24 protein-coding genes are annotated in these 24,124 nt (G+C 69.8%); 14 read left to right on the top strand and 10 right to left on the bottom strand.

All coding sequences use genetic code 11. The features are described 5' to 3' along the window. Nucleotides 1-53: 53 nt before the first annotated feature. The 3 genes from M9980_RS10585 to M9980_RS10575 are packed head-to-tail and all read right to left on the bottom strand — an operon-like array spanning nucleotide 54 to nucleotide 2,029. Nucleotides 54-797, bottom strand: a complete 744-nt coding sequence (locus M9980_RS10585; protein ID WP_250750429.1) for a thioredoxin domain-containing protein — start codon at nucleotides 795-797, stop codon at nucleotides 54-56. A 19-nt stretch (nucleotides 798-816) separates the two neighbouring features. Continuing rightward, complete coding sequence (locus M9980_RS10580) at nucleotides 817-1,482, bottom strand: DsbA family protein (protein WP_250750426.1); 666 nt, start codon at nucleotides 1,480-1,482, stop codon at nucleotides 817-819. Between the two features lies 1 nt (nucleotide 1,483). After that, a complete protein-coding gene (locus M9980_RS10575) occupies nucleotides 1,484-2,029 on the bottom strand; it encodes a DUF721 domain-containing protein (RefSeq protein WP_250750421.1) in 546 nt (181 codons plus the stop codon). 27 nt (nucleotides 2,030-2,056) lie between these two features. Between M9980_RS10575 and M9980_RS10570 the strand changes: the two genes are divergently transcribed. The 3 genes from M9980_RS10570 (at nucleotide 2,057) to nudC (ending at nucleotide 5,484) form a co-directional block, all read left to right on the top strand. Further along, the gene (locus tag M9980_RS10570; protein ID WP_250750409.1) at nucleotides 2,057-3,088 is read left to right on the top strand and encodes an A/G-specific adenine glycosylase; all 1,032 of its coding nucleotides are present in this window, start codon (nucleotides 2,057-2,059) and stop codon (nucleotides 3,086-3,088) included. Continuing rightward, nucleotides 3,079-4,401 carry a serine hydrolase domain-containing protein gene (locus M9980_RS10565; protein WP_250750407.1) on the top strand — a complete coding sequence of 441 codons (1,323 nt, stop codon included), beginning with the start codon at nucleotides 3,079-3,081 and terminating at the stop codon, nucleotides 4,399-4,401. The genes M9980_RS10570 and M9980_RS10565 overlap by 10 nt, the downstream gene beginning before the upstream one ends. 213 nt (nucleotides 4,402-4,614) lie before the next feature. Next, nucleotides 4,615-5,484, top strand: a complete 870-nt coding sequence (gene nudC / locus M9980_RS10560; protein WP_250754887.1) for an NAD(+) diphosphatase — start codon at nucleotides 4,615-4,617, stop codon at nucleotides 5,482-5,484. On the opposite strand, the gene M9980_RS10555 is transcribed toward nudC, so the two are convergent. Continuing rightward, a complete protein-coding gene (locus tag M9980_RS10555; protein WP_250750405.1) occupies nucleotides 5,481-6,371 on the bottom strand; it encodes a prephenate dehydratase in 891 nt (296 codons plus the stop codon). The genes nudC and M9980_RS10555 overlap by 4 nt on opposite strands. 90 nt (nucleotides 6,372-6,461) lie before the next feature. Here M9980_RS10555 and M9980_RS10550 point away from each other — a divergent pair, with 90 nt between their 5' ends. Further along, nucleotides 6,462-7,160, top strand: a complete 699-nt coding sequence (locus M9980_RS10550; RefSeq protein ID WP_250750403.1) for a c-type cytochrome — start codon at nucleotides 6,462-6,464, stop codon at nucleotides 7,158-7,160. A 126-nt stretch (nucleotides 7,161-7,286) separates the two neighbouring features. On the opposite strand, the gene M9980_RS10545 is transcribed toward M9980_RS10550, so the two are convergent. Next, entirely contained in the window at nucleotides 7,287-8,159 is an 873-nt protein-coding gene (locus M9980_RS10545; protein ID WP_250750401.1) for an LOG family protein, read from the bottom strand. A gap of 25 nt (nucleotides 8,160-8,184) precedes the next feature. Beyond that, nucleotides 8,185-8,865, bottom strand: a complete 681-nt coding sequence (locus tag M9980_RS10540) for an extensin-like domain-containing protein (protein WP_250750388.1) — start codon at nucleotides 8,863-8,865, stop codon at nucleotides 8,185-8,187. A 212-nt stretch (nucleotides 8,866-9,077) separates the two neighbouring features. Between M9980_RS10540 and M9980_RS10535 the strand changes: the two genes are divergently transcribed. From M9980_RS10535 to uxaC, 6 genes are all read left to right on the top strand, one after another. Further along, nucleotides 9,078-10,214, top strand: a complete 1,137-nt coding sequence (locus M9980_RS10535) for a phosphoserine transaminase (protein WP_250750386.1) — start codon at nucleotides 9,078-9,080, stop codon at nucleotides 10,212-10,214. 99 nt (nucleotides 10,215-10,313) lie between these two features. Beyond that, nucleotides 10,314-11,891: a phosphoglycerate dehydrogenase gene (serA, locus tag M9980_RS10530; RefSeq protein ID WP_250750384.1), complete on the top strand. Its 1,578-nt coding sequence runs from the start codon at nucleotides 10,314-10,316 to the stop codon at nucleotides 11,889-11,891. A gap of 143 nt (nucleotides 11,892-12,034) precedes the next feature. Beyond that, the gene (locus tag M9980_RS10525; protein WP_250750375.1) at nucleotides 12,035-13,117 is read left to right on the top strand and encodes an ATP phosphoribosyltransferase regulatory subunit; all 1,083 of its coding nucleotides are present in this window, start codon (nucleotides 12,035-12,037) and stop codon (nucleotides 13,115-13,117) included. A gap of 62 nt (nucleotides 13,118-13,179) precedes the next feature. Next, nucleotides 13,180-15,669 (top strand): circularly permuted type 2 ATP-grasp protein, encoded by a 2,490-nt coding sequence (locus tag M9980_RS10520; RefSeq protein WP_250754885.1) that lies wholly within the window; start codon nucleotides 13,180-13,182, stop codon nucleotides 15,667-15,669. Between the two features lie 5 nt (nucleotides 15,670-15,674). Next, the gene (locus tag M9980_RS10515) at nucleotides 15,675-16,556 is read left to right on the top strand and encodes a transglutaminase family protein (RefSeq protein ID WP_250750373.1); all 882 of its coding nucleotides are present in this window, start codon (nucleotides 15,675-15,677) and stop codon (nucleotides 16,554-16,556) included. Nucleotides 16,557-16,610: 54 nt separating this feature from the next. After that, complete coding sequence (uxaC, locus tag M9980_RS10510) at nucleotides 16,611-18,020, top strand: glucuronate isomerase (RefSeq protein ID WP_250750371.1); 1,410 nt, start codon at nucleotides 16,611-16,613, stop codon at nucleotides 18,018-18,020. Nucleotide 18,021: 1 nt separating this feature from the next. Here the strand turns inward: uxaC and M9980_RS10505 are convergent, their stop codons facing one another. Together M9980_RS10505 and M9980_RS10500 are read right to left on the bottom strand one after the other, a co-directional pair. Beyond that, nucleotides 18,022-19,527 carry an ABC transporter permease/substrate-binding protein gene (locus M9980_RS10505; protein ID WP_250750361.1) on the bottom strand — a complete coding sequence of 502 codons (1,506 nt, stop codon included), beginning with the start codon at nucleotides 19,525-19,527 and terminating at the stop codon, nucleotides 18,022-18,024. Continuing rightward, entirely contained in the window at nucleotides 19,524-20,282 is a 759-nt protein-coding gene (locus M9980_RS10500) for an ATP-binding cassette domain-containing protein (RefSeq protein ID WP_250750359.1), read from the bottom strand. The genes M9980_RS10505 and M9980_RS10500 overlap by 4 nt, the downstream gene beginning before the upstream one ends. A 48-nt stretch (nucleotides 20,283-20,330) precedes the next feature. Between M9980_RS10500 and M9980_RS10495 the strand changes: the two genes are divergently transcribed. Beyond that, nucleotides 20,331-21,113: an SDR family oxidoreductase gene (locus M9980_RS10495; RefSeq protein WP_250750349.1), complete on the top strand. Its 783-nt coding sequence runs from the start codon at nucleotides 20,331-20,333 to the stop codon at nucleotides 21,111-21,113. A 96-nt stretch (nucleotides 21,114-21,209) separates the two neighbouring features. Here the strand turns inward: M9980_RS10495 and M9980_RS10490 are convergent, their stop codons facing one another. Further along, a complete protein-coding gene (locus M9980_RS10490; protein WP_250750347.1) occupies nucleotides 21,210-21,500 on the bottom strand; it encodes a 4a-hydroxytetrahydrobiopterin dehydratase in 291 nt (96 codons plus the stop codon). 50 nt (nucleotides 21,501-21,550) lie between these two features. Here M9980_RS10490 and M9980_RS10485 point away from each other — a divergent pair, with 50 nt between their 5' ends. Genes M9980_RS10485 through M9980_RS10475 form a run of 3 tightly spaced genes read left to right on the top strand, consistent with a single transcriptional unit; the run spans nucleotide 21,551 to nucleotide 23,153 of the window. Then, nucleotides 21,551-21,952, top strand: a complete 402-nt coding sequence (locus M9980_RS10485; protein WP_250750345.1) for a metallopeptidase family protein — start codon at nucleotides 21,551-21,553, stop codon at nucleotides 21,950-21,952. Beyond that, on the top strand, nucleotides 21,949-22,515 hold the full coding sequence (gene ccmA / locus M9980_RS10480) for a heme ABC exporter ATP-binding protein CcmA (RefSeq protein ID WP_250750343.1): 567 nt from the start codon (nucleotides 21,949-21,951) through the stop codon (nucleotides 22,513-22,515). Before M9980_RS10485 ends, ccmA begins: the two co-directional genes overlap by 4 nt. Next, nucleotides 22,512-23,153, top strand: coding sequence for a heme exporter protein CcmB (locus M9980_RS10475; protein WP_250750341.1), 642 nt, complete (start codon nucleotides 22,512-22,514; stop codon nucleotides 23,151-23,153). Before ccmA ends, M9980_RS10475 begins: the two co-directional genes overlap by 4 nt. A 4-nt stretch (nucleotides 23,154-23,157) precedes the next feature. Here M9980_RS10475 and M9980_RS10470 read toward each other — a convergent pair whose 3' ends face one another. Then, entirely contained in the window at nucleotides 23,158-24,039 is an 882-nt protein-coding gene (locus M9980_RS10470) for an RsmD family RNA methyltransferase (RefSeq protein WP_250750333.1), read from the bottom strand. Between the last annotated feature and the right edge of the window lie 85 nt (nucleotides 24,040-24,124).

The raw sequence follows: 24,124 nt of genomic DNA, 5'->3' as shown, positions 1-24,124 counted from the left end.
TCGCTCAGCACGAACGGTTTGGTTGATGTCGCCCCCCGGCCCATCGATCGGGTTTACGCCCCCGCGGATTTCAGCGCGGTTTCGACCTGCGGCCAGCTGACGGTGTTCTCCAGCATCTTGCCGTTCAGCAGGAACGTCGGCGTGCCGGGGATCGGATAGTCGGCGTTCGCCTTCTCGTTCATCTTGATGAGCTGCTCGGCGGCCTTGGCATCGGCGAGGCAGGTGCGTGCCTGCGCCTCGGGAATGCCGCGCTGCTTGGCGAAGTCGATGTAGCCGGCCCCTTCCGCGAACTTCGTCGCCTGCTGGCCCTGGTTGAGCTTGCCGAGCTCGTCGTAATAGCTCTGCGGCAGCTTCTGCAACACATCGAGCACGCGCGGCTGGTCGGCGTACATCTGGTTGAGGATCGGGAAGAACGGACCCGTCCCGCCGCAGCCGCCGACCAGCGCCGCCGCCACATCGGCGCCGTTGCGCAGGAAGTCGCGGAATTCGTAAGAGACCTTGCCGGTCGCGACATATTTGGTCGTCAGCGGGGTGTAGCCGACCTCGTCGAACTCGCGGCACACGTGGCAGGTGCGGCTGCCGAATTCGACCAGCTTGATCGGGGCATCGGGGTTGCCCATCAGCCAGCCGCCCTCGGGCGTGCGCGTGACCGTCTCGACCCAGTTGGTGCCCGCGGGCGCGGCCTTGGCGGCGACCGGCGCGGCGGCAGTGACGTTGTCGACGGTCGTCGTGTTGCTGCCGTTGCCGCCGCATGCGGTGAGGGCGGTCGCGGCGGCAAGGGCGGTCAGGATACGCATGTAGGGATGCTCCGTTGGGTTAGCGGGCGCCGGCGGCGCGGAGTTGCGGTTCAAGCGTCGCCCAGTCGAAACCCTCGACCAGCGCGCCGTTGATTTCGAAGCCGGGGGTGCCCGGAATCTTCGCGAAGGCAGCGTCGGTCATCGCCATCAGCTGCTTCCGCTGGACGTCGGTGGCGAGGCAGGCGGTGAGTGCCGCGGGGGTCAGCCCGGTGCGCGCGGCGATCGCGGAGAGCCCCGAATTGTCGGCGATGGCGCGGACCTGCGCGCGCTCGGGCATGGCTTTCAGCTTCGCGAGATTGGCCTGCGCCCAGGTGCTGCCGCGCGTCGTCCACACGTCCTGCTGCGCGAAGATCGCGCGCGACAGGCGGTCGAAGCGCGCCGGGCCGGCACAGCGTGCCACCGTCCATGCGGCGACGTCATAGGCGTCGCGCATCGCCGCGCGCGTCTCTACCCGCACCGAACCATTGCGAACCCAGCCGTCGTGGAGGGCGGTCTTCGATTCGGCGACGAAATGGCCGCAGTGCGGGCAGGTGAAGCTGAGATATTCGACGAGCTTCACCGGCGCCGCCGGGTTGCCGATCGCGAACGACCCCGACGGCGTGGTGACGGCGGTGGTGCGCCAGTCCCTGGCCGGCGGCGCGGCGGCGAGCGTGAACAGGGCGGCGAGCACGAACAGGATACGCAAATCAGGAAACCTTGCCGATGACTGGAATGTCGCGAACCGCCTCTACCCCCGCGGCGAGCGAGGCGAGCACCGCCTTCAGTTCGGGGTCGGCGATGGTGCGGAGCGATTCGCCGAGTTCGTGGCTGACCGGGCGGACCGCGGGCGGGGCGACGCGGGCCGGCGCGCGCTGCACGTCGCCCTGCCGGATGACGAGTTTCGCGACTGCGCCATAGCCGAAGAAGCGGTTGACCCGGTCGACGATCTCGGGCGCGATGTGCTGCATCATCGTGGCGTGGGCGCCGGCGACGGTCAGCGTCAGCGTGCCCTGCGACCGCTCGCCCATCGGGAAGCGGATCGATTCGGGGGCGGAGACGCGGGCGTATTTCGGGCCGACGATGTCCGCCCAGCGGCTGACGACCGAGGACTGGACGAAGCCGAACTTGCGAAACGCTGCGCGGCCCACGTCGGGCAGCAGCTCGGCGACCGGGCGCGGGCGATTCGACCGCACCGGCTCGGCCTTGGCGCCTGCGGCGCTGCGTGGCGATTTCGGGGCGGAGGGCTTCGGCATCGGCGCCCCTCATGCCATAGCGCGGGCGTGTCCGCCAAGCGTCCCGACGATATCGCGCCCAAGTTGCTCGCCTGGTACGATGCCAACGCCCGCGTGCTGCCGTGGCGGGCGCCGCCGGGGGCGAACGCGACCGACCCGTACCGGGTGTGGCTGTCGGAGGTGATGCTCCAGCAGACGACGGTCGCGGCGGTGCGCCCGCGGTTCGAGGCGTGGGTGGCGCGCTGGCCCGATTTCGCTGCGCTTGCGGCGGCGGACGAGGCCGATGTGATGTCGGCGTGGGCGGGGCTGGGATACTATGCCCGCGCCCGCAACCTGGTGGCGTGCGCGCGCGTCGTCGCCTCCGAGCATGGCGGGCGCTTCCCGGAGGACGAGGCGGCTTTGCGGCGGATGCCGGGGCTCGGCGATTACACCGCCGCGGCGATCAGCGCGATCGCGTTCGGCAGGCGGGCGGTGGTGGTCGATGCGAACGTGAAGCGGGTCGTCGCGCGGCTGTTCGCCGACGACGGGGGACAGGCGCGGGCGCTGGCCGACGCGATCACGCCCGACGCGCGGGCGGGCGATTTCGCGCAGGCGATGATGGATCTGGGCTCGGGCATCTGCACATCGCGCGCGCCCAAATGTCTTCTGTGCCCGCTCCGCGACCACTGCGCGGGATATGCGAGCGGCGATCCCGAGGCCTATCCGCCGCGCAAGGCCAAGGCCGCGAAGCCGGTGCGTCACGGCACGATCTTCTGGCTGGAGGCGGGGCCCTGCGTGCTGCTGGTGCGGCGTCCGGCGAAGGGGTTGCTGGGCGGCATGCGCGCGCTGCCGACCGGGCCGTGGGTCGCGGAGCCACCGGGCCTTGCGGAAGCACCGGCGGACGCGGCGTGGGGCTGGCACCCGGAGACGATCACCCATGTCTTCACCCACTTCCGCCTCGAACTTCGCCTTGCGAGCGCCACGGCGGCGGCGCAGGAAGCGGGCGGCGAATGGTGGCCGGTCGACGCGCTCGATTCGGCGGGACTGCCGACGGTCTTCGCCAAGGCGGCGGATGCGATGAGGAGAGTGCGATGCGGTTGAAACTGGTGAGCGCGGTGATCCTGATGAGCGGCAGCGCGTTTGCCGCCCACGCGTGGCAGGTGCAGCCCGCGCCGCGCATGACCGCACCGATCGCGGTGCGCGAGACGCCGGCCTATCCCGCCGTCCAGGCGCTGTTCGACGGCTATGTCCGCGACGGCAAGATGCCCGGCATCGTCGCCGCGATCGGCCAGGGCGACGCTCCCCCGGCATTTCCGCAAGCCGGCGCGATCTCGACCGATCCGGGCGCGGCGAAGGCCGGGCCGGACACGCTGTGGCGGGTCTATTCGATGACCAAGCCGATCACGGCGATGGCCGCGATGATCCTGATCGAGGAGGGCAAGCTGCGCCTCGACCAGTCGGTCAGCGATTTCTATCCGGGCTTCAAGGCGATGAAGGTGCTGTCCAGCCCCGACACCTCGCTCGACAGCGTGCCCGCGAAGACGCCGATCACGGTCAGGATGCTGCTGACCCACACCGCCGGCCTGAGCTACAGCATCTCCGCCAAGGGGCCGTTGCTGAAGGAAAGCGAGCGGCTGGGGATCCTGCCGGCGGCGGTCAATGCCGCGGTCGAGGCGCAGGCCCGCGCCGCGCGCCCGAAGTCCTTGCAGGAATTCGCCGGCCGCGTCGCGACGCTGCCGCTGATCGCCGAGCCGGGGACCAAGTGGAGCTATTCGATCGGCCTCGACGTGATGGCCGCGGTGGTCGAGAAGGCGTCGGGCGTGCCGTTCGAACGCTTCGTGCAGACGCGGCTGTTCGATCCGCTCAAGATGCGCTCGAGCTACTGGACGGTGCCGGCGAGCGAGGTCGGGCGGCTGGCCGATAATTATGCCTTCGCGGGCGCCAACATGTTCCCGTTCGATCCGGCGAAGACGTCGGTCTATCTGCAACCGCCGAGCTTCCCCTATGGTGGCGCAGGTCTGGTCATGTCGGCGCGCGATTACGACCGGTTCCTGCACATGCTGGCGAACGAGGGGACGCTGGACGGCGTGCGCGTGATGAAGCCGGCGACGGTCAGGCTCGCCATGTCGAACCTGCTGCCGACAGGCGTCGTGTTCGGCGGGGTCGACGGCAACACCGGCGGGCAGAGCGCGGGCGCGATGGGCTATGGCGCGGGCGGATCGGTGTATCTGCGCGACGTGCCCGGCGGCGCGAGCAAGGGCACCTATGGCTGGGGCGGCGCCGCGGGCACGATCGCGTGGGTCGATCCGGTGCGGAAGATTCGCGGGACGGTGATGGTCAACTACTTCCCCGCCGACAAATGGCCGCTGCGCGCGGATGTGGTGAAGGCGCTGTATGCCGATGGGCGGCGGTAGGATTGTTGGTAACGCCCGATATTCTTCCGTTCGCCTCGAGTAATCGTCGAGCCTGTCGAGACGATGTATCGAGAGGTGGGTGCCACAAGAGGGTATCTCTCGATACGCGCTCTCGACAAGCTCGATCGCTACTCGAGACGAGCGGTGTTGGGGTGAGCCTTGGGTTTGAGGTGAGCGTCGGGTTTGGGGTGAGTATCGGGTTTGGTGGCTAGCATGACCGACATCGGCTTCACCGGCAGCTGGCTCGACCGGGCCGATCATATCCGCGGCGATGCGGAGGCGCTGGCGGCGGCGGCGGGGGACTGGCGGGCGCGGTTGCTGCGGCTGGATCGCGGCGATCCGGCTATCGGTGAGGACGGGCGGATCGCGTGGACGACGCTGGCCGATGCCGCGGAGGACGGCGCGCTGCTGTTCCTGGGGCTGGATGACGGTGGACGCCCGCATTTCGCCGAGAGCCGCCCCGGCGACGCGAGCGGACCGGCGCGGTCGCCGGCGCTGTACCGCATGCTCGAGACGATGCCGGCGGACGAGGCGGCGATCTTCGGCACGGTGCGCAGCCTGACCGGGTGGCACGCGCGGCACCGGTTCTGCGCGAATTGCGGCACGGCGACCGAGGTGATCCGCGGCGGCTGGGCGCGCAAATGCCCGGCGTGCGCCGCCGAGCATTTCCCGCGCACCGACCCCGTCGTCATCATGCTCGCCGAGTTCGAGGGGCGGGCGCTGCTCGGGCGCGGGCATCCGTGGCCGCCGCGGCGCTATTCGGCGCTGGCCGGCTTCGTCGAGCCGGGCGAGTCGATGGAAGAGGCCGTCGCGCGCGAAGTGTATGAGGAAGCCGGGGTGCGGGTGCGCGACGTGCGCTATGTCGCGAGCCAGCCGTGGCCGTTTCCGGGGCAGTTGATGATCGGTGCCTTCGCGACCGCGGACAGCGATGTGCTGGCAATCGATACCGCGGAGATCGAGGATGCGATGTGGGTGACGCGGGACGAGGTCCGCGCGGCGCTTGCCGGGGAGGAGGCGCCGTTCCTGCCGCCGCCGCGCTATGCGATCGCGCGGACGTTGCTGGAAGTTTGGGTGGCGGGTTAGGGGCGCGTGCGGGCTTGGCGGTACGTTCCCAGCAGCCTCACCCATTTCGAATGATAGCCCAGTTCGTCGAGTGCGCGATCGACCGCGGGGTCGCCGGGCTGGCCGACGATGTCGGCGTAGAATTCGGTCGCGGCGAAGCTCGCCCCGCGCTGATAGCTTTCGAGCTTCGTCATGTTGACGCCGTTGGTCGCGAAGCCGCCCATTGCCTTGTAGAGCGCGGCGGGCACGTTCTTTACCTCGAAGATCAGCGTGGTCATGAACGGGCCGGCGCCGGTGAGCGGGGGCGCTTGGCGGGCGAGCGTCACGAAGCGGGTGACGTTGTGCGCGGCGTCCGACACGTCCTCTGCCAGCACCTGCAACCCGTAGAGCGCGGCGGCGGCGGGGGGCGCGAGTGCGGCGATGGCGGGGTCGGCGCGTTCCGCCACCACCGCGGCGGCGCCGGCGGTGTCGGGATAGGCGATCGCGGCGATGCCGTTCTTGCGCAACCAGTGGCGGCACTGGCCGAGCGCCTGCGGATGGCTCATCGCCTCACGCACCGCATCCTGCGGCCCGACCGAGAGCAGCGCGTGGCGGATCGACAGGAAATGCTCGCCGGTGATGACCAGCCCCGATTCGGGCAGCAGGAAATGGATGTCGGCGACGCGGCCGTGGAGCGAATTCTCGATCGGGATGATCGCGCAGTCGGCGGCGCCGGTCTGCACCGCCTCGATCGCATCGGCGAAGTCGAAGCAGGGCAGCGGCAGGCCGGTCGGGAACGCCTCCATCGCAGCGACATGGCTGTTGGCGCCGGGCGCGCCCTGGAACGCGACCGCGCGGTTGGGCTCGGCGGCGGCGGCATCGGTCATGCGCGCGACGATCGGGCGGGCGGGGGCGGCGAAGTTTTCCATGTGCGGCGGCGGGTAAGCGCCCGCTTGCGATGGCGCAAGCCGCACCCTAAAGGGGGCCGACTTTCCACTTTTTCATAAAAACGGCGGGCAATGGACAATCGAGGCAACACGATCGCGGGCTGGGTGCTCGCTGGCTGCGTCGCGGCACTGGGTCTCTCGATCGCCAGCGGCATGGCGTTCCACGGCGGGCGCCCGGAGAAGATGGGCTATCCGATCGAGGGCGTCGAGGAATCCGGCGCCGGCGGCGGCGCTGCCGAAGCCCCGATTGCGACCCGCCTCGCCACCGCCGACGCCGCCAAGGGCCAGGCGAGCTTCGCCAAGTGCGCGGCGTGCCACACCATCACGCAGGGCGGCGCGAACGGCGTCGGCCCGAACCTGTACGCGACGCTCGGCGAAGCGATCGCGCAGGGCAAGGCCGGCTTCGCCTTTTCCGAGGCGCTGAAGGCCAAGGGCGGCAAGTGGGACTTCGACACGATGGACGCGTGGCTGAAGAGCCCGCGCAAGTTCGCCGACGGCACCAAGATGACCTTCGCTGGCCTGGGTAATGCCGAGGAACGCGCGAACGTGATCGCGTATCTGAACGCGCAAGGCTCCAACCTGCCGCTCCCCGCCGCTCCGGCAGCGGGCGCGCCCGACGCAGCGGCTGCTGCCGGCGAAGGCTCGAACGCCGCCGCCGCGGTCGAGGGCAATGCTACGACTGGCGCGACCGCGAATGTCGTCGAAAGCGCGACTCCGGCAGCCGGCGCCCCGTCGGTCGATCCGGCGGCGAAGGAACGTGCACCGAAGTAAGGTGTGGGCGGCCAGCGGATTGCGCAAGCAATCCGCGGAATCGCCACGTCGTGGCTGATCAAGAGCTAGGCCCGACCCGCAGGCGCTCCGTCACGGAACGTCTGCGCGCCACCCCGCCGACACCCCTCAAACGGTGCCGGCGCCCTCATAATACTTGCGGACGATGTCCCAGCCTTCCTGCGCGGTTTCGCAGAAGGTGAAGAGCGACAGGTCGCGCTCCGAGATCACGCCTTCCTCGACCAGCGCGGGGAAATCGACGACGCGCTCCCAGAAGGCGCGGCCGTAGAGCAGGATCGGGATCGGCTTGATCTTGCCGGTCTGGATCAGCGTCAGCAGCTCGAACAGTTCGTCGAATGTGCCGAACCCGCCCGGGAAGGCGGCGAGCGCGCGCGCGTGGAGCAGGAAGTGCATCTTCCTGAGCGCGAAATAGTGGAACTGCATGCTCAGCGCCGGCGTCACATATGGGTTCGGCGCCTGTTCGTGCGGCAGGACGATGTTGAGCGCGATCGATTCGGCACCGACGTCCAGTGCGCCGCGGTTCGCCGCCTCCATGATCGAGGGGCCACCGCCCGAGGTGACGACGAAGTGGCGCATCCCGGCTTCATCGAGGGGGAAATTGCTGACCATCTGCGCCAACTCGCGCGCGACGTCGTAATAGCGCGACTTTTCGACCAGCCGTTCGGCGATCTTGCGCTGCGGGCCGTCGGCGGGGGCGGCGTCGAGCATCGCCTGCGCCTTCACCGGCTCGGGGATGCGCGCCGATCCGTAGAAAACGAAGGTCGACGCGATCTTCGCTTCCTCGAGGATCAGCTCGGGCTTCAGCAGTTCGAGCTGGAAGCGCACGGGCCGCAGATCCTCCCGCAGCAGGAAGTCCATGTCCTGGAAGGCGAGGCGGTAGGCCGGATGCGCGGTCTGGGGAGTGGTGACGCCGTGGGCTGCGGTTTCGGCGTCCTGCTTGGCCCGCGGAAAGACGCGGTCCGGTACTTTGGTGTCTGTCATTGGCGGGAGGACTAACCGCGAATCGCTACCGACACAATCCACCGCGCCCGAGATCGAGGTGGAGGTGGTTGTAGTGGGCCGCGTTGTAATCGGGTGACAGCACGGTGCCGAACCGCTTGCAGGCCGAGCGGCGGACGGTCTGGAGGAAATCCTGCACCGCCGGGTCGGGGTTGCGCCAGTCGCGCTCGATGGTGATGCGTCGCCCGTCCTCCAGCACGAACGCCGACACGTCGACGGCGTTGCCGACCGCATGTTCGCTCAGGCGGTTGATGGTGCGCGTCCCCACGGTGTTGCGGCAGGCATAGGTACCCATGCTTTCGACCCGCACGACCGGGCTGCCCAGGATCTCGCGGCCTGATGGCACCACGCCGTAGCGGACCCAGGCGACGAACGTGCGCGCGAGCGGGCAGGCCATCGCGCGCAGGTTGGTGGTCGGGACGCCGTAGTCGATCAGCTGGAGCGTGCCGGTCAGCAGGCACCCGCCGCCATAGTCGCGGTCGGGCAGGGCGGAATAGCGGACACTCTGTTGAAGCAGGTCGGCGTAGCACGCCTGCGTCGCGCGGCTGGGGGGCTGGGTCAGCACGATGGGGGGAGAGTTGCGCGGGCGCGTCGGAAGATCGGTGCGGGTCGGCCCACTACCGCAGGCGGCGAGCGACAGCGCGATGCCGATTGCGGCCCCGGTCCGCGCCCATGTTCCCCACCGCATCGCCGCGTGGTGCGGCAGGGTGGTGCCCGCGACAAGACACTGTGCGATGAGCTGCGCCGATCGGTAATAAAACTGCGTCGATCCGAGGACTTGCGACCGAAAACGTCGAAAGCGACATGCGCCGGGCTTGACGCGCTGCACAATGGCTGTAGGGCCGCCGACGGGCCACGCGGTCCCAACGCCGCGCGTGCTCTCTGCAAGGAGAGACTGACATGACCGAGTTACCCGCGCCCCCGGCGCAGACGCCTGCACGCCCGTATTTTTCGTCGGGCCCGTGCGCCAAGCCGCCCGGATGGGCTCCCGAAAAGCTCGCCACCGAATCGCTGGGCCGATCGCACCGGTCGAAAATCGGCAAGGCGCGGCTGCAGCTTTGCATCGACCTGATGCGCGAACTGCTCCGCCTGCCCGATACGCACCGCATCGGCATCGTGCCCGGCAGCGACACCGGCGCGTTCGAAATGGCGATGTGGACGATGCTGGGAGCGCGCCCCGTCACCACGCTGGCGTGGGAAAGCTTCGGCGAGGGCTGGGTGACCGATGCGGTCAAGCAGCTGAAGATCGACCCCGTCGTGCTGCGCGCCGATTACGGGCAGCTGCCCGATCTGGCCGCGGTGGACTGGAGCCATGACGTGCTGTTCACCTGGAACGGCACGACGAGCGGCGTGCGCGTTCCCGATGCCGACTGGATCCCGGCGGACCGCGAAGGGCTGTCGTTCGCCGACGCGACGAGCGCAGTCTTCGCCTATCCGATCGACTGGGCGAAGGTCGATGTCGCGACGTTCAGCTGGCAGAAGGTGCTGGGCGGCGAGGGCGGGCACGGCGTGCTGATCCTGGGGCCGCGCGCGGTCGAGCGGCTGGAGAGCTACACCCCGGCGTGGCCGTTGCCCAAAATATTCCGCCTCGTGTCCAAGGGCAAGCTGACCGAGGGCATCTTCAAGGGCGAGACGATCAATACGCCGTCGATGCTGGCGGTCGAGGACTGCATCGCTGCACTCGAATGGGCGAAGACGGTGGGCGGCGCCGATGGCCTGATCGCACGGTCGAACGCCAATGCCGCCGCGCTCGACAAGATCGTCGCCGAGCGCGACTGGCTGGGGCATCTGGCCGAGGACGAGGACACGCGGTCGCGGACCAGCGTGTGCCTGACGGTCGCAGGCGCGGACGAGGCGTTCATCAAGGCGATGGCCGGGGCACTGGAGAAAGCCGGCGCGGCGTACGACGTCGCCGGCTACCGCGACGCGCCGCCGGGCCTGCGCATCTGGTGCGGCGCGACCGTCGATGTCGCCGATATCGAGGCGCTCGGGCCCTGGCTCGATTGGGCCTACGCGACGACGAAGGCTTCCAACTAATTACCGTCATCCCAGCGAAAGCTGGGATCTCAAGCCGCGTGTACGCCGCCTGAGATCCTGACTTTCGTCAGGATGACGTTTGCAAGAAAGACAAACGTCATGCCCAAAGTCCTGATTTCCGACAAAATGGACCCCAAAGCCGCCGAGATCTTCCGCCAGCGCGGGGTCGAGGTGGACGAGATTACGGGGAAGACCCCGGACGAACTCGCCGCGATGATCGGCGACTATGACGGCCTTGCCATCCGCAGCTCGACCAAGGTGACGAAGGCGATTCTCGACGCGGCGACCAACCTGAAGGTCGTCGGGCGCGCCGGCATCGGCGTCGACAATGTCGATATCCCCGCCGCCTCGGCCAAGGGGGTGGTGGTGATGAACACCCCGTTCGGCAACTCGATCACCACCGCCGAACACGCCATCGCGCTGATGTTCGCGCTCGCCCGGCAATTGCCGGAGGCGGATGCGAGCACGCAGGCCGGCAAGTGGGAGAAGAACCGCTTCATGGGCGTCGAGCTGACGTCCAAGACGCTGGGGCTGATCGGCGCGGGCAACATCGGTTCGATCGTCGCCGATCGCGCGCAGGGGCTGAAGATGAAGGTCGTCGCGTTCGACCCGTTCCTCACGCCGGAGCGCGCGGTCGAGATGGGCGTCGAGAAGGTGACGCTCGACGAGCTGCTGGCGCGCGCCGACTTCATCACGCTGCACACGCCGCTGACCGACCAGACCCGCAACATCCTGTCGGCGGATAATCTCGCCAAGACCAAGGCCGGCGTGCGCATCATCAACTGCGCGCGCGGCGGACTGATCGACGAGGCGGCGTTGAAGGCGGGGCTCGATTCGGGCCACATCGGCGGCGCCGCGCTCGACGTGTTTGTCGAGGAGCCGGCCAAGGCGTCGCCATTGTTCGGCACGCCCAATTTCGTCTCGACCCCGCATCTGGGCGCATCGACCAGCGAGGCGCAGGTCAATGTCGCCATCCAGGTCGCCGAGCAGATGGCCGATTTCCTTGTCTCGGGCGGTGTCACCAACGCGCTGAACATGCCGAGCCTGAGCGCCGAGGAAGCGCCGAAGCTGAAGCCGTATATGGCGCTGGCCGAAAAGCTCGGCTCGCTGGTCGGCCAGCTGTCGCACGGTGCGCTGAGCGGCATTTCGGTCGAGGTCGAGGGCGCAGCGGCGGCGCTGAATCAGAAGCCGATCACCGGCGCGGTGCTCGCGGGGCTGATGCGGGTGCATTCCGACACCGTGAACATGGTCAACGCGCCGTTCCTGGCGAAGGAGCGCGGGCTGGACGTGCGCGAAGTGCGCCACGACCGCGAGGGCGATTACCATACGCTGCTGCGCGTGACGGTGCGCACGCAGGCCGGCGACCGATCGGTCGCGGGCACGCTGTTCGGCAACCAGGCGCCGCGGCTGGTCGAGCTGTTCGGGATCAAGGTCGAGGCCGATCTGGCCGGACACATGCTGTATGTGGTGAACGAGGACGCGCCGGGCTTCATCGGGCGGCTGGGCTCGCTGCTGGGGGAGAGCGGGGTCAACATCGGCACGTTCCACCTTGGGCGGCGTGATGCCGGCGGCGAGGCGGTGCTGCTGCTGAGCGTCGACGACGCGGTGACGTCGGACCTGCTGACGAAGGTGAAGGCGCTGCCGGGGGTGAAGACCGCGATGGCGCTGGCGTTCTGATGGTCTGGGCGAAAGTGGTACTTTCGCCCACTGACCGTGCCACCGTTCGGGCTGAGCTTGTCGAAGCCCTGCCCTTCTTCTAGCCGATGGATGAAAGGAAGGGCAGGGCTTCGACAGGCTCAGCCCGAACGGGTAGATTCGATATGACCGGGCTGCTTCCCGAGGGGTTTCACGATCGCCTGCCGCCGTTTGCCGATGCCGCGGCGCGGTTGGAGCGGGGGGTGCTCGATGCGGCGCGGTCCTATGGCTATGAGCAGGTCGACCCGCCGCTCGCCGAGTTCGAGGATGGGCTGGCGCGGCGGTTGAAGGCGGGGGGTGCGCGCGATGCGGTGCGGTTTACCGATCCGGTGTCGCAGAAGACGCTGGCGATCCGGCCCGACATCACCGCGCAGGTCGGGCGGATCGCGGCGACGCGGATGGGCCATCATCCGCGCCCCTTGCGCCTCTCCTACGCCGGGCCGGTGCTGAAGCTGCGCGCGTCGGAGCTGCGCCCGGCGCGGGCGATGCGGCAGATCGGGATCGAGCTGATCGGGCTCGACAGCGTCGCCGCCGCGCGCGAGGTGGTGAGCGTCGCGGTCGAGGCGCTGACGGCGGCGGGACTGACCGGCTTGTCGATCGACTTCACCCTGCCCGATCTGGTCGCGACGCTGGGCGGCGACGCGGCGCTGGCGGCGGCGCTGGACGCCAAGGACGCGGGTGCGGTCGCGGCGATCGATGCGAGCTATCTGCCGCTGATCGAGGCGGCGGGGCCGTTTGCCGCGGCGATCGCGCGGCTGCGGGGGCACGCGGCGCTCGGCAGTCGGCTCGACGCGCTGGAATCGATCGTGGCGTCGCTGCCGGCGGGCGTGGGGCTGACGCTCGACCCGACCGAGCGGCACGGGTTCGAATATCAGAGCTGGCTCGGCTTCTCGATCTTCGCCGCCGGCACGCTCGGCGAAATCGGGCGCGGGGGCACGTACAAGGTGCTGCACGATCCGATCGCGGAAGACGGCGGCAAGGAGGAACCCGCGGTCGGCGTGTCGCTGTACGTCGATCCGATCCTCGACGCCGCGGGTCGCGCGGTCGAGCGGCGGCGGCTGTTCCTGCCGTTCGGCACGTCGGCGGACGACGGCGCGCGGATGCGCGGCGAGGGCTGGGTGACGGTGGCCGCGCTGGAGGCGCAGGACACGCCCGCGGCGCAGCTGTGCACCCACGTCCTGCTGAAGGGCGAGGTGCACGAGGCGTAACCATCGGTTGCGCCGCGGCGGCAACTGTGGTCGAGACGGAGGCGCTGGCGATTGGGGCGGACGTGGCGAGCATAGCGCAACCGACAGGGCTGTTCGACGCGGCGACCATCGCCGAGCGGTGGCTGTCCGACTATTGCGGCACGCGCGCGCATGCCGACGTGCTGTGTACGGCGCGCGGGGTCGACCGCGATGCGTGGCGGATCGTGCTGGAGGAGCTGGCCGCGGTCGGCGGCGAGGCGCTGGACGACACCCGCGAACGGGCGCAACGCCATGCCGGCGACATCGGCACCGGTTTCCGCGTGGCGGGCGAACATGCCGAGCGCCCGTGGCCGCTGTCCCCGGTGCCGCTGCTGATCGGCGCCGACGAATGGCGGCATATCGAGACGGGCGTGGCGCAGCGTGCCGAGCTGCTGGAGACGATCGTCGCCGACGTCTATGGCCCCGGACGGCTGGTCGCGAACGGGTATCTGCCCGCGACGCTCGTCACCGGCAGCGCGCAGTTCCTGCGGCCGATGGTCGGGCTGGCGCCGCCGGGTGGCTATCACCTGCATTTCTATTCGGTCGATTTGTGCCGCGGGCCGGCGGGGGACTGGCGCGTGCTGGGCGACGGCGTGCGCGCGCCGGTCGGGGCGGGCTATGCGCTGGAGAACCGGCTCTCGGTGGCACGGACCTTGGGCGGCTTGCAATCGCGGCTGAATATCGAGCGGCACGCGCCGTTCTTCGCGGCGTTCCGCGAGGGGCTGGCCGCAGTGTGCCGCCGCGCCGAGCCGCGCATCGGCCTGCTTACGCCGGGCAAGTGGAACGCGAGCTATGCCGAGCAGGCGCATCTGGCGCGCTACCTGGGCTTCCTGCTGGTCGAGGGCGCCGACCTGACCGTGCTCGAGGATCGGCTGTACGTGCGGACGATCGCCGGCCTGAAGCGGATCGACGCGCTGTGGCGGCGGGTCGACCCCCGCTACCTCGACCCGCTGGCGTTCGATTCGACCTCGCAGATCGGGGTCGCGGGCCTCGTCGATGCGATGGCGGCGGGCAATGTCGTGCTGTCGTCGTCGCCGGGGGCGGGCGTGGTCGAGAATGCCGCGATCAACGCGTTCCTGCCGGGGCTCGCCACGCGGCTGACCGGCGAGACGCTGCGCCTGCCCAACGTCGCGACATGGTGGTGCGGGGGTGAGACGCAGTGCGATTACGTGCGCGAGAACCTCGACCGCATGGTGATCGCGCCGGCGTTCGACGACGCGCCGCTGGGGCTGCCGGGGGGCAAGCCGGTGCTGGGCAGCGACCTGACGCCCGAGGAGCGCGGCATCCTGCTCGCCGATATCGAGCGGCGTCCGCAGGATTATGTCGGGCAGGAAGTGGTGCGCCTGTCGACGATGCCGGTGATCGCCGAGGACCGACTGACGCCGCGCCCCTTTACCGTGCGGGTGTTCGCGGCGCGCGATGCGGAGGGCAAGTGGACCGTGCTGCCGGGCGGCTTCGCGCGGATCGGCGAACATGCCGACGTGCGTGCCGCGGTGATGGGTACGGGCATGTGGTCCGCCGACGTGTGCATCCACGGGGCCGAGGCGGTGGCGCCGGTGTCGCTGCTGCCGCCGACCGACAGCGTCCACCTGCGCCGCAATCCGGGGACGTTGCCGAGCCGGGTGGCCGACAATCTGTTCTGGCTGGGCCGCTATCTGGAGCGCGGCGAAGCGTTGTTGAGCGCGGTGCGTGTGCTGCTGGGCCATTCGATCGGCGCGGACACGGGCGCGGCGCTGTCGCCCGAGACATTGTGGCGGCTGATCGGGCTGATCGTGGCGGCAGGCGCGGCGCCGGCGCCGCAGTCGACGAGGCGCGCCGAACTGACCGCGTTCGCGCGCACCGCGCTCGAGGCCGAGAGCGGGCAGAGCGTGCGGATGCTCAATCGCCGCGCGCGGGAGATCGGCGGCGTATCGCGCGACCGGCTGGCCGCCGATATGATAAAATTGCTCGACGCGCCGTTCCCGACGCGGGGGCACATGCTGGAACGCGCAGGCTCGCTCCAGCGGCGGTACGCGGCGCTCGCCGGGCTGTCGGCGGAGCATATGGGCCGCACCGACGGCTGGCGGTTCCACGACATGGGGCGGCGGGTCGAGCGGGCGACGACGCTGGCCGCGGCGATCCGGGCGCTGGGTGGCGAGAGTGCGAGCGCGGACGACCTGTCGACGTTGCTCGACCTCGCCAACAGCCAGATCAGCTATCGTCAGCGCTATCTGACCGGGATCGCGCGGGTGCCGGTGATCGACCTGGTGGCGCTCGATCCGGGCAACCCGCGCGGCCTCGCCTTCCAGGTCGCGGCGATCGGCGAGCATCTGGCAGCACTTCCGGTGCTGGGCGACGACGGCATCGCCGAGGCGCAGCAGGCGCAGGCGACCGCACTTGCCGCCGTCATCGCCACCACCCGCGCGGTCGAGATCGACGACACCGTGCTGCGCGACGTCGAGGCGCGGCTGGCGCTGGTGTCGAATGCCGTGTCGCGCCGCTACTTCCTGCAAGGGGCCGAGCCTTTACGCGCCGCCGGGCTGACACTGGCGTGAGCGCGATGCACTATGCCATCCGGCACATCACGCGGTTCGACTATGCCAAGCAGGTGTCGTTCGCGCGGTGCAATCTGCGGCTGAAACCTATTCTGTGGTCGGGGCAGACGCTGGAAAGCTACGACCTGACCATCACGCCGGCGGGTGCGACGTGGCCGGCGCGGGCGCAGGCTGGGCTGGCCAACGTCACGCGGCTGGTGATCGACAGCCCTGCCAAAAGCCTGGTCATCACCAGCACCGCGCGCATGACCGTCGACCGCCCGATCCCGGTGCCGTCGCCCGGCGACCCGACGCTGGCCGAGATCGCGCGTCTCGCTCGCGCGAGCCGCGACATGGGGCCGGCGAGCCCGGCGGCATATCTGTTCCCCAGCCCGCGCATCGCACTCGATCCCGTTATCGCCGCGTGGTGCGCGCAGGAACTCGATCCGGCGCGCGGGTGCCTGGAGGCGGCGTTCGCGCTCGCCCGGCGGATCCAGACCGAATTCGACTTCGACTCCGCCGCGACCCTGGTCGACACCCCGCCGCGCGAGGCGTTCGATGCGAAGCGCGGCGTGTGTCAGGATTTCGCGCAGATCATGATCTCCGGCCTGCGCGCCGCCGGGCTGCCCGCGGCCTATGCCTCGGGTTACCTGCGCACGTTGCCGCCGCCGGGCCAGTCGCGGCTGGTGGGGGCGGATGCGACGCATGCGTGGGTGCTGCTGTGGTGTGGCGAGACGCTGGGCTGGGTCGGGGTCGATCCGACCAACGGCATCTGGATGGCGCGCGACCATATCATCATGGCGATCGGGCGCGATTATGCCGACATCGCGCCGATCGACGGCGTGGTGCTGGGATCTGGGGCGCAGAAATTGAGCGTGTCGGTGGACGTCGAGCCGCTGGGCGAGTGATTGCCAAGCGCGGTCGCGCGCGGTAACCGGTGTCAAACCCATCGGAGAGGTCGATTGCGCCCGCTGATCCTGCACCCCGACCGCCTGTTCCCCGCCGACCCGCGCACCCGCGACATCGCCCGCGCGCTCTATGCTGAGGTCGCGCTCCTGCCGATCGTCAGCCCGCACGGCCACACCGACCCGGCGTGGTTCGCGACCGACGCCAATTGGTCGAATGCGAGCGAGCTGCTGCTGGCGCCGGACCATTACCTCTACCGGATGCTCTATTCGCATGGGGTGCCGCTGGAGGCGCTGGGCGTGCCGGCGCAGGGAGTGGCCCCGGCGACCGATCCGCGGGAGAGCTGGCGGCTGTTCGCCGAACACTATCACCTGTTCCGCGGGACGCCATCGCGGCTGTGGCTCGACCATGTTTTTGCCGAGGTGTTCGGGTTCGAAATCGCGCTGGAGCCGGCCACCGCCGACCGGTATTTCGACACGATCGGAGAGAAGCTGGCGAGCGACGCGTTTCGCCCGCGCGCGCTGTTCGACCGGTTCGGGATCGAGTTCCTGGCAACGACCGAGGGTGCGCACGACAGCCTGGACCACCACGCCGCGATCCGCGCATCGGGCTGGGGTGGCCGGGTAGTCACGACCTATCGCCCCGATGGCGTGATCGATGTCGAGCACGAGGTGTTTCCCCGTGCGATGGCGCGCTTTGCCGAGTTGACCAGCGAGGATGTGTGGAGCTGGCCCGGCTACCTTGCCGCGCACCGCAAGCGCCGCGCCGATTTCCGCGCGGCGGGCGCCACCGCTACCGACCACGGCCACCCGACCGCTGCGACCGCGAACCTGTCGCCCGCCGAAGCCGAGGCGCTGTTCCGCAAGATTACCGGGGGCGACTGGACCCCCGCCGACGCCGAACTGTTCCGCGCGCAGATGCTGACCGAAATGGCGGCGATGAGCGTCGAGGACGGGATGGTCATGCAGATCCATCCCGGCAGTTTCCGCAACCACAATGGCGGGCTGTTCGCGAGCCACGGGCGCGACAAGGGCGCCGACATCCCGACCCGCACCGATTACGTCACCGCGCTGAAGCCGTTGCTCGACCGGTTCGGGACGTCGACCGAACTGTCGATCATCCTCTTCACGCTGGATGAATCGACCTATGCGCGCGAGCTGGCGCCGCTTGCCGGGCATTATCCGTGCCTGAAGCTAGGGCCGGCGTGGTGGTTCCATGACTCACCCGAGGGCATGCGCCGCTTCCGCGAGATGACGACGGAGACGGCAGGCTTCTACAACACGGTCGGTTTCAACGACGACACCCGCGCGTTCCTGTCGATCCCGGCGCGGCATGATGTGGCGCGGCGGGTGGACTGCGGGTTCCTCGCGCGGCTGGTGGCGGAGCACCGGCTGGAGGATTGGGAAGCCGCCGAGCTGGCGCACGAGCTGACCAGCGGACTGGTGCGGAGGGCGTACCGGATTTGATCTAGCGCGAAATCGCCTTTGCCAGCCACCGCGCGGCCTCGTCGGGCGTGCGTTTGTCGGTGTCGCGATCGACCAGATAATTGGCCTTGCGCATCACGCCGACCGGAATCGCATTCAGCAGCGGGCGCAACGCTGCGGCGAACCGCGCGTCGCCGGCTCGCCGCGGCGCGACCAGCAGGATCGCGTCGTAGCGGGGGATCGCGCCCTTCGGATCGGTGAGCGTGACGAGGCCGTCGGCGGCGATGCGGCCATCGGAGGAGAAGGCGGAGATGACGTCCGACGTCCCGCTGCCGAGCGAGGCGTACATGAAGCTGGGGCTGTATGCGCGCGCGGTGGCGAAGCGCATCGGATAGGCGCGCTGGACCGCGGCCCATTCGGGGCGGTCGAGAAATTCGAGGTCGGCGCCGAGCCGCAACTGTCCCGATTGCGCGGCGAGATCGGCGAGCGTGGCGATGCCGCGGCGCTTCGCATCCGCACCCTTCATCGCAAAGGCATAGGCGTTCTCGAACCCGAGCGGGCCGACCAGCCGCACGCCACTGGTCGCGCGTGCCCAGGCGTCGATCGCGGGCAGCATCCGCGCCGCGGGGGGCGTGTCGCTGCGCTTCATTTCGCCGGTCCAGATCGTGCCGGCATAGTCGACGTACACGTCGATCGCGCCGGTCTTCAGCGCGCCATAGGCCACCGCCGAGCCGAGCCCCTCGCGGTAGGTGACGGCATAGCCCGCCGCCTCCAGCCGCTGGCCGATCAGGCGGGCAAGGATGAACTGTTCGGCGAAATTCTTGGCGCCGACGACGACGCTGTCGGGCTTTGCGGCGAAGCGCGGGGCGATGGCGATGCCCGCGGCGATCGCCAGCACCGCGAGGCTGGCGCCCCACAGCCAGCGCCGCCCGGTGGCGATACCTCGCTCCGCCAGCCCAAGCAGTGCATCGACCGCGATGGCAAGCCCGGCAGACGCGATGCAGCCCGCCAGTACCAGCGGCCAAGCCTGCGTCTGGAGCCCAGCGAAGATCAGGTCGCCCAGACTCGGCTGCCCCACCGTCGTCGCCAGCGTCGCCGCGCCGATCGTCCACACCGCGGCGGTGCGGATGCCGGCCATCAGCACGGGCAGCACCAGCGGCGCCTCGACCAGACGCAGCTTTTGCGCCGGCGTCATGCCGATGCCATCCGCCGCCTCGATCACCGCGGGATCGAGCCCGGCGAGGCCGGTGACCCCGTTCCGGAGGATCGGCAGCAGCGCATAGAGCGACAACGCAAGGAGCGCAGGCAGGAAGCCGAGCGGCGGCAGGCCGAGCCAGAACAGGATCGGGAAGAACAGCGCGAGCAGCGCGAGGGCCGGGATCGTCTGGACGAGGCTGGCGAACCCCAGTGCGATGCGCGCGACCGCGGCGTTGCGGCTGGCCAGCACGATCAGCGGCAGTGCGACCGCGAGGCCGAGCGCGAGCGCGGCGAACGACAGCAGGAGGTGCGCGGCGAGCAGGTCGGGCACGCGGCCCCAGGCCGCGGTCATGCGGTGAGCTCCGCCAGCGCCTGCATCTGCGCCTTCGGCACCGCGACCAGCCCCTGCGCGACCGCGCCGCCGGCGCCGCCGAGCAGCGCCGCGGGCGTCTCGTCGGCGACGAAACGTCCCTCCGCCATCACCAGCACGCGGTCTGCGAGCAGCAGCGCCTCGGCCATGTCGTGCGTCACCATGATCGTGGTCAGGCCGAGCCGGTCGTGCAGCTCGCGCACGCGCCGTCCGAGCGTGTCGCGGGTGACCGGATCGAGCGCGCCGAACGGTTCGTCCATCAGCAGCAGCCGCGCCCCGTTCGCCAGCGCGCGGGCGACGCCGACGCGCTGGCGCTGACCGCCCGACAGGGCGGCGGGGCGGCGGGTGCCGAGGTCGCGGGGCAGGTCGACGAGGTCGAGGAGTTCGGCCACCCGCGCGTCGTCGCGCCGCCCCTCCAGCCGCAGCGGCACCGCAATGTTCTCGGCGACCGTCATGTGCGGGAACAGGCCGACGCCCTGGAAGACATAGCCGATGCGGCGGCGCAAGGCGTGGGGCGCCTCCGCGGTCACGTCCTGCCCGTCGATCGTCACGCGGCCGGTGGTGGCGGCGACGAGGCGGTTGGCGGTCTTCAGCAGCGTCGACTTGCCCGAGCCCGATTGCCCGACCAGGGCGACGAAGCTGCCGGGCGCGACGCGCACCGATACGCCCGCTACCGCCACCGCGCCGCCCGGATAGGTGACGCCGACCTGGTCGAATGCGAGCGCGGGGCTTTCCATCGCCGCGACTGTGGGCGAGGGTGGCGGCGGGGTCAAAGGGAGAGGTACGTGCAGGCGATCTTCATCACGGGCGGGGCGTCGGGCATCGGACGCGCGATCGCCGAGCGGTTTGCGCGCGAGGGCTGGCGCGTCGGGATCGCCGACGTGAATGCGACCGGGCTCGCCGAAACCGCCGCGTTGCTTCCGAGCGGGGCCGACACCTACCGGATGGACGTGCGCGAGCCCGACGCGTGGACCGCTGCGCTCGACGATTTCACCGCCAAGGCGGGGCGGCTCGACGTGCTCGCCAACAATGCCGGGGTGCCGATGGGCGGGCCGATCGCCGAGGCGCCGTTCGACGAGATCGAGCGGACCGTCGCGATCAACCTGACGGCTGCGATCTACGGCGCGCGGATCGGCCATGCCTATCTGAAGCGGACGCAGGGGTCGTGCCTGCTCAACACCGCGTCGGCCTCGGCGATCTACGGCTCGTCGGGCCTGGCGACCTATTCGGCGACGAAGTTCGGGGTGCGCGCGCTGACCGAGGCGCTGGACGGCGAATGGTATGGCGACGGGATCAAGGTCCGCGGGCTGATCCCCGCGTTCATCGACACGCCGCTGTTGCAACACCCCAGCCACGGGTCGAACCAATCGATCCGCGAGACGGTGACCGCCGCGGGGCTGGAGTTGTCGCGTGCCGAGGACGTGGCCGATGCAGCGTGGCGTGCGGTCCACGGCGATGCGCTGTTCACCTATGTCGGCAAGACCGCCGATCGCATGCGCTTCGCCGCGCGCTGGATGCCCGGGCGGATGCGCAAGATGATGCGGCGGGGGGTGGCGAGCGAAAAATGAGCGCGTAAATTACCACCGTTCGTGCTGAGCTTGTCGGAGCACATGCCCCGGAACACGTCCTTCGACAAGCTCAGGACGAACGGTGAGGGGTCGAGTTCAGTCCACCAGCGTGTCGATCTGCCCCGCCATCTCGACGTCGCGCGCCGACAGGCCGCCGGCGTCGTGGGTGGTCAGCAGCACGTCGACGCGGTTGTACACGTTCGACCATTCGGGGTGGTGATCGGCCTTTTCCGCCATCAGCGCGACCTGAGTCATGAACGCGAAGGCTTCGGAAAAATTCTCGAAGGTGAAGCTGCGCGTGATCGCGTCGCGGGCGTCGTCGTAATCCCAGTCGGGCAGGCCATCGAGCGCGTCGGCGCGTTCCTGTTCGTTCAGAGCCTCGATCATTACCGTCCCGTCCTTGCCGCGCGTGTCGGTGCATGCCTATGTCGGCGGCGATGACCGGGCAAGACCGCACCGCGCCGACCGCGGCCGCAATCGAGGAATTGGCACGTGCCGCCTTGGCGCGCATTCCGGCGCCGTTTGCAGATCATTTGGGCGACGTCGTGCTGATCGTCGAGGAATGGGCCGACGACGAGACTCTCGACGCGCTGGAGATCGAGGATCCGTACGACCTGACCGGCATCTATGCCGGGCGCCCGATCGGCGAGAAATCGTCGATGGAGAGCGGCGCGCTGCCCGATCGCATCCACCTCTATCGCCGCGCGATCCTCGATGAATGGGTGGCGAACGGCGAGGATTTGGTCACGCTGGTCCACCACATCGTCATCCACGAGGTCGGGCATCATTTCGGGCTGAGCGACGAAGCCATGCACGCGCTGGAGGATTTTGCGGGGTGACGGCGCTGCGGCTGGAGGGGGTGGCATGCGTGCGCGGCGGGCGCGACCTGTTCGCGGGCGTCGATGTGGCGCTGTCGGCTGGGGAAGCCGCGGTCGTCACCGGTCCCAATGGCGTCGGCAAGTCGAGTCTGATCCGCATCGCCGCCGGGCTGCTTGCGCCGAGTGAGGGGCGGGTGGCGCGGGAGGGTCGCATCGCATTGATGACCGAACATGCCGCGCTGGACGGGGAGCGTCCGCTGGCGGCGGCGATCGGCTGGTGGGCGGGATTGGACGGGCGTGGCGATGCGGTCGCGGGCGCGCTCGACGCGGTCGGGCTGGGCAGCGCCGGCGACGTGCCGGTGCGGTGGCTGTCGACCGGACAGCGAAAGCGTGCCGCGCTCGCCCGCGTCATCGCCAGCTGTGCCGACATCTGGCTGCTCGATGAGCCCGCCAACGGCCTCGACACGGCATCGGTCGCGGTGCTGGAGGGGATCGTCGCGCGCCACCGCACCGGCGGCGGCGTCGCGCTGGTGGCGACGCACCTGCCGATCGACCTGCCCGGCGCGGTCGAGGTGGCGCTGTGATCGTGTGGGCGATCGCCTGGCGCGAGGTGCGGCGCGGTTGGACCAGCGGCGGCATGCTGCTGCCGATCGCGTTCTTCCTGCTCGTCAGCATCCTGTTCCCGTTTGCGATCGGTCCCGATGCGCGCCTGCTCGCGCGGGTCGGCGGGGGGGTGGTGTGGGCGGCGGCATTGCTCGCCGCGCTGCTGCCGGTCGAGCGACTGGTCGCGCCCGATGTGGAGAGCGGCGTGCTCGACCAGCTGGCGGTGCGCGAGGTGCCGATGGCGCTGGTCGCGGCGGGCAAGATGATCGGCCACTGGGTGGGCTTCGCGCCGCCGCTGATGCTGGCGAGCGTGCTGGTGGCGGGGCTGCTGGGGCTGTCGGGGGAGGTGCTGGCGCGGGTCGAGCTGGGGTTGCTCATCGGCACGCCGGGACTGGCGGCGCTGGGTGTGGCGACGGCGGCGCTGGTCGGCGGTTTGCGCGGGGCAGGGGCGCTTGCGGGCCTCGTCATGCTGCCGGTGGCGGTGCCGCTGCTGATCTTCGGCGCGGGCTCGCTGGAGGGCGGGGTCGGCGCGCTGAAACTGCTGGGGGCGGTAAGTTTGCTGCTGGTCGCCGGCGGGCCGTTCGTGGCCGGCGCGGCGATCCGGATGGGGCGGGATTAGCGCCCTACCGGCTCCACCGCGCGAAGATCGCGGTCGGCAGGGTAAGGCCGCGGGCTTCCTCGCGCACGCCCAGCTCGCCGCATTCGACGGTACCGGGCAGGTCGGCGAACTGCTGGCGGACGAGCTCACCGATCGCGAGTGCCGACAGGCGCACCGCGTACACCGTCAGGAACAGGAACCGCGATTCGGCGTCGAGCAGCTTGCGGCAATCGGCGATCATGCGCGGCAGGCTTTCCTCCAGCTTCCACACCTCGCCGTTCGGGCCGCGGCCCCATTTCGGCGGATCGAGGATGATGCCGTCGTAGCGGCGTTCGCGCCGGACCTCGCGCGCGACAAACTTTCCCGCATCCTCGACCAGCCAGCGCACCGGCCTGTCGTTCATGCCCGACAGCTGCGCGTTGACGCGGGCGGCATCGACCGACTTCTTCGATGCGTCGACATGCACCATCCGCGCCCCCGCCGCCGACAGCGCCAGCGTGCCGACGCCGGTGTAGCCGAACAGGTTGAGGCACTCGGGGCTCTCCGCGGCGTTGCCAGTATCGGCCAGCGTGCCGCGCATCCAGTCCCACACCGGCGCCATGTCGGGAAAGAAGCCGAGGTGGCGGAAAGGGGTGTTCTGGGCCGTAAAGCGGACCTCGCGCCACGCCAACGGCCAGCCGTCGGCGGGCACAGGGCGGTCGAAATGCCAGCGTCCACCCCCATCCTCGTCCGCGCCGGGGATGAACTCGGCGTCGGCATCCCAATCGTCGTGCGCGGGTGCCCACATCGCCTGCGGTTCGGGGCGGATGAAGCGGAAACGGCCGTAGCGCTCGAGCTTGCGGCCATAACCCGAGTCGAGCAGGCCATAGTCGGCCCAGGGTTCGCCGATGAGGGTAATCGGGGTCATAAAACCGTTTCTCGACTTCGCTCGAAACGAACGGTGGGTGGGAAACGCCTCTCTGCCCGTTCGCTTCGAGCGAAGTCGAGAAGCA

Source organism: Sphingomonas donggukensis, assembly GCF_023674425.1.
Classification (GTDB): domain Bacteria; phylum Pseudomonadota; class Alphaproteobacteria; order Sphingomonadales; family Sphingomonadaceae; genus Sphingomonas; species Sphingomonas donggukensis.
This window is presented reverse-complemented; position numbering and strand designations above follow the sequence as displayed.